Origin of the sequence: Frankia sp. AiPs1, from assembly GCF_023716945.1 — a bacterium.
GTDB lineage: Bacteria > Actinomycetota > Actinomycetes > Frankiales > Frankiaceae > Frankia.
Genome location: NZ_JAMQQF010000410.1, coordinates 1 through 5,485, shown reverse-complemented (window position 1 = coordinate 5,485; position 5,485 = coordinate 1). Strand labels below are relative to the sequence as shown.

Annotated in this window: 2 protein-coding genes and 1 pseudogene; all 3 read right to left on the bottom strand. The window is 75.5% G+C overall.

Annotated features, from left to right (window positions below):
- Positions 1 to 3,568 (bottom strand): tetratricopeptide repeat protein (locus tag ND748_RS24115; RefSeq protein ID WP_251748247.1); only part of this gene is annotated, 3,568 nt, incomplete at its 3' end.
- Between the two features lie 491 nt (positions 3,569 to 4,059).
- On the bottom strand, positions 4,060 to 4,920 hold the full coding sequence (locus ND748_RS24110; protein ID WP_251748246.1) for an MBL fold metallo-hydrolase: 861 nt from the start codon (positions 4,918 to 4,920) through the stop codon (positions 4,060 to 4,062).
- Between the two features lie 10 nt (positions 4,921 to 4,930).
- A pseudogene (locus ND748_RS24105) lies at positions 4,931 to 5,485 on the bottom strand (NUDIX hydrolase); the annotation flags it as partial.

Here is a 5,485-nt window from a genome sequence, read left to right as displayed (position 1 = left end):
CGACGGGGCCGCCGCTGGGCGGCAGGCTGGCCAACAGCCGCCGGGTCTGCGGCGCCTCGCTGACGGCGTCGGTCGCGGTCGCGGCGGCGAGTGCCCGCAGGTAGGCGCCGCGGCCGCCCTCGAGGTCGCCGTTGGCCACGAGGGCCGTGCCCAGCGCCCGGTATCCCAGCACCTGGGCGCGCACGTCCTCGGCGTCCACGGCGACCGCCCGGCGGGCGACCTCGAGCGCCTCGGTCGGCTGGCCCGCGTCCAACAGGATGCCGGCGAGGTGCGCGTACGCCTGTCGGCGGGGGAACATCAGCGTCGCCGGCTCGCTCGCCGACAACGCCTCCCGCAGCAGGTCCAGCGCGGCCCTGGTCCGACCGCGGGCGCGGGCGATCTGGGCGACGAGCACCTTCGCCCCGAGCTGGGCGTGCGGATGGAGTTCCAGGTGCTCGAGGTCAGTGAGGGCGATCTCGGCGGCCTGCGCGGCCTTGTCCACCTCACCGGCGTCGAGGAGGGTCAGCCCGAGCAGGACCCGCGCCAGGGCACCGACGACCACGTGGCCGCGCTCGGCGGCCTGGTCGCAGGCCTCCTCCAGGTACCGCGCCCCGCGGGCCGGCTCGCCCGCGCCGCGGGCCGCGAGCCCTCGGGCGACCAGCACCAGCATCGCTCCCCAGGTGTACTCGGAGTTTTCGAACAGCTCCGTGGCCCGCTGCGCGTGGGACTCGGCGGCGGTGATGTCCCCCAGCTCCGCGGCGGCGATCGCGTCCACGGTCAGGCAGACACCCATGCCCCACTGCTCGCCGATGGATCCCGCGATCTCGATCAGTTCGCCGGTGAGCTTGCGGGCGCGGGTGAGCTGACCGGACAGCAGCAGCACCAGTGCCTCGGTGCCCCGACACCAGCCGAGCCCGCCGGTGTCCTCCAGCCGTTCGAACACCGCCGACGCCTCACGCAGCGTCCGTTCGGCCCGGGGGTAGTCCCCGCGGGTGGTGGCGCTCCAGGCCAGGTGCTGCAGCGCCCAGCCGACGCCACGCGGGTCGTCGACCTGGCGGGCGATCGTGAGGGCCTCGCGGTACCGGTCCTCGGCCGCGCCGATCCGGCCGGCGTTGTACTCCAGCATGCCGAGCCGGCGCAGCGCCGCGGCCGTGGCCCGCTCGTCGCCGGCCTGCCGGGCCGATTCCAGCGCGGTGAGCAGGCACTGGGCCGCCTCTTCGGACCGGCCCTGCTTCTGGCGCAGCTCCCCGAGCACGGAGAAGGCGGCGGCGCGCCGGGCGGGGGCACCGGCCCGCAGCGCCGGACGCAGGGTGCGCTCCGCCTCGTCGAGGTGACGCAGCCCCACCAGGGCCTCGGCGTGCAGCACCCGGACGACGTTGTCCTCCTGCGTGTCGATCATGCCCCGGCCGAGCCGGCGGGCATAGGCGAGCAGGTCGGCCGCGGTCCGGTGGTCGTCGCGGGCGAGCGCCGCCCGGGCCAGCCGGACATGCGCGTGGAATCCGGACATCCGGGACGACCAGGCCGGGTCGTTCGGCGGCAGGCCCATCGACGCGGCCAGGTCGTAGGCACGCAGGGCGTGGCCGGCGACGAAGGTCGACACGGAGCGAGAGCTGCCGATCATCGCCGTGACGCCCCAGCGGGCGGCCGTGGCGTGCCGGCGGGCCCGCTCGACCTTCGGTAGGCCGGCATACGCGACGTCCCGGGCCATCGGGTGGACGAAGCGCCAGCGGGTCTCGGCGGCCCGCGGCGGGCGGACGAGCTGGCGCTCGGTCAGGACCGCCAGCGCCCGGGTGACCTCCTCGGCCGGTCGCTCGTCGACCATCGGCAGCGCCTCCGCGGGGAAGCGCCGGCCGAGCACCGCCGCGGCCCGCAGCACCGCCTTGGCGACCGGGTCCAGGTCGTCGATGCGGGCGGCAAGCACGGACTGCACGCCGGCGGGCAACGGGGTCTCGGCCAACGATCCGTCGAGGACCAGCTCGGCCTGGTCGCCGTCGCCGGTGTCGTCGCCGGGGTGCAGCAGCCGCCGGTCGATGAGGAGGTTGAGCAGCTCGACGAGGAAGAACGGGTTTCCGTGCACCCGGGCGAGCAGGTCGTCGCGGGTGTGCGGCGCCAGCGTCTTACCTCGCAGGTGGTTCTGCAGCAGCAGGCCGGACGCCTCCGTGGTCAGCGACTGCAGGTCGATGCGCCGGATCCGGGGAAGGGTGGCCAGGCGCGGGCCGGCCCGGTCGAGCAGGACGAGCAGCACCGGCCCGGACAGGCGCGAGGCGAGCCGGCCGATCGCGTCGCTGAGCTGGCTTGTCGCCCACTCCAGATCGTCGATCAGCACCAGGATGGGGCCGGACCGCGCCAGCGCGCTGAGCAGCAGCGCGACGGCTTCCACCGTCACCTCCACGGCGCGCTGCTCGGCCTCCTCGATGTGGGAGGCGCGGGCCGCCGGGTCACCCGGGGTGGTGGCCGGGATGGTGGACCGCCGGTCGAGGGGCACACCGAGCAGCAGGAGTAAGCGGTCGGCGATGCCGGCGGGTAGCCGCGCCCCGGTGAGCGGATGGGACAGCCCCGCCACGGTGCGCCGGACCCGGTCGGCCACCCGGTCGAGCGAGTCGCCGTCGGTGACCCCGCAGGCGTTGCGCACGACGTCGACGAGGGGCGCGAGGCCGCGGCCGTCGCCGTGACGGACCGTGCGTCCCCACAGTGCCACCGTGCCGGGTGTCCGCTCAGCTCGGTTGGCCAGCTCGCTGGCCAGCCGGGTCTTGCCGATCCCGGCCTCGCCGACGATCAGCGCGACCTCCGGCGAGCGCCGGGTGACGACCTCCGCGAAGAGCGTCTCCAGGTCGGCCAGCTCCGCGTCGCGGCCGAGGAACGGCGCGTCGTCGGCGAGACCGGGCCGGGCGACGTTGGAGGGGCGCAGGCTGATCAGCTCGTAGGCCGGGACCGGCTCCCGCTTGCCCTTGAGGACGAGGTCGGGCAGCTCGCGCCAGCTCGCCACCGACCGGGTCGCCAGCACCGTCTCGCGGCCCGCGTAGACGGTGCCGATCGTGGCCGCGGCCGACAGCCGGGCGGCGGTGTTCACCGTGTCGCCGATCACCGTGTACGAGATGGCCGCCTGCACCCCGGCGAGGACCTCGCCGGTGTTGATCCCGACGCGCAGGCCGAGGCGGCCCTCCGCGCTGTCGCCGGCGGTGTCCTGGACCAGCCGGCGGACGGTCTCCTGCATCGCGGCGGCGGCCCGCACGGCGCGTTCCGGGTCGTCCTCGTGGGCGGTGGGCGCGCCGAAGACGGCCATGATGCCGTCGCCGGTCAGGTTGTCGACGCGCCCGCCGACCTCGTCGATCTCGTGAGCCAACGCGGCGAGCACCCGGTCGGTCATCTCGCCCACGCGCTCCGGGTCGCGGTCCTCGGCCCAGCCGGTGAAGTCGGACAGGTCGCCGAACAGTACGGTGACGACGCGCCGTTCCGGGACCTCGGACGCCGGGGCTTCAGCCTGGGTGAACTCCAGGCCGCAGTGATAGCAGAACCGTCCGCCGGGGACGGCCGCCGAGCCGCACCGGGGGCAGCGCAGCGGTCCCATGTGCGGCGCAGTGATCACCATGGCCGCGGCCCGGGGCGTGGGGATCGCGGGGGCACCCTCATGAGCGGGCCTTCCGGGGTAGGGGCAGCACCGGCGCCGCGTCTCGCCCGACCGGGTGGCCACGGGCCGCCCCGGACCGGTCGTTCGGCCGCCGGCTGGTCGAAGTCGTCATCCTGCGCACGATCGGTTCCCTCCGCGCCAGAGTTTAGTGGCCTGGGTCTCCTTCCCGGCATCCCCTCCTGCCGGGTGACCGACCGCGGCCGCGTCGGTGCCTCCTGGTGGTACCGGGGTCGTTCAGCCCTGCGCCGCCAGGCGCGGGGAGGCTCGATCGGGTGCCGTTTTGCGGTGGCCGGACATCCTGATCTGCCTGGTCAGCGGCCCGCGGCGGGCTGGCGGGGCGCTGGCTCGGGCCGTTGGCCGGCGGGTGGCGAATGCGTGGCGCCGCTCACGGCCGCCGTGAGGATATGTCAGGAGTCGCCACCACGGGGACTAACCGGAAGTGCCTGGCTCGTTCAGGGGATGTCGGGATGCTCCCGCAAGTAGTCCAGTTGGGCCCTGACGGAAAGTTCGGCCGCGAACCACAGCGCCCGGTCGGTGTCCGCATACACCCGGCGGACCACGTCGGCGGGGTCGGCCTCGGCGGCGTCGACCCCGGCGTCCGCCAGCGCGCGGCGAACCTGGTCCAGGCGGGTCCGGCGGTGAGCCAGGTAGTGCTCCGCGGCGCGGCCGGCGGCGGGCAGCTCCGGGCCGTGCCCCGGTAGCACCGTGGTCTCCCCCAGCTCGCGCAGCAGCCGCAGGCTGTCGAGGTAGTCGCCGAGCCGCCCGTCGGGATGGGCGACGACGGTGGTGCCGCGACCGAGAATCGTGTCCCCGGTCAGCACCCCCGGTCCGGCCGGCAGGTCGGCGGAGCCGGCGGCGTCCGCGGCGTCCGCGGCGTCCGCCAGCGGACTCGGCGCCGGCCGTTCGTCGCCGCTGAGCAGGAACGACAGCGAGTCCGAGGTGTGGCCCGGGGTGGGCAGCACGCGCAGCTCGATCCCGGCGGTCGCGATCACGTCGCCGGCGGTGAGGCCCTCCGAGCCGAGGCGGTGCGCCGGGTCCAGCGCGCGGACCGGGGCGCCGGTGAGCCGGTGCAACGCGGCGGCGCCGGCGCTGTGATCGGCATGGCCGTGGGTGAGCAGGATCAGCTCGACGCGGCCGGCGGCGGCCACCGCCGCCAGGTGCCCCGCGTGGTCGGGCCCGGGATCGACCACCACGCATCCCTGCTCGCCAGCGGCGCGCAGGAGCCAGGTGTTGGTGCCGTCCAGCGTCATCGGACCCGGGTTCGGCGCGAGCAGCACCGCGGCCAGCGGGGTGACCTGTCGAGGAGTCGTCATGTACGCAGCCTTATCGCTGGTCCGGCCCGCTGTCGCCCGATCCGCTGTCGCCCGGTCCGCTGTGGCCGGGTCCGCCCTCGTCCGGCGGGTCGTATGCCTCGTCGTGCGGCAGCAACAGGTGTGCCTCCCCGCCGCTGACGAGGATCTTCGGCATGATCGGCGACAGGTCGCGGGCGTGGGCGGCGGCGAGGACCGACGCGACGTCGTGATGCTCGGACAGCTCGGCCAGGGTGAACGCGGTGGGCGGCAGCATACCCAGCGCGCCGGCGGCGTGACGCTCGAGCGCGTCGACGGGCCGCATCCACTCCATCCGGTCGGCCTCGCCGGATGGCTGCTCGGGGGACTGCCCGCCGGGCAGGGCCGCGACGAAGAACCGGGTGTCGTAACGCCGCGGCTCGATCTCCGGGGTGACCCACCGGGCCCAGGGCGCCAGCAGGTCGGCCCGAAGTGCCAGGTCGTGGCGGCGCAGCAGCTCGCTCAGCCCGAGCTCGTGGCGTTCCAGCGCCCGGCGGGCCGCGGCGCGGGCCGTCTCGTCGAGGCTGCGCGCGGCGGCCGACCCACCGGC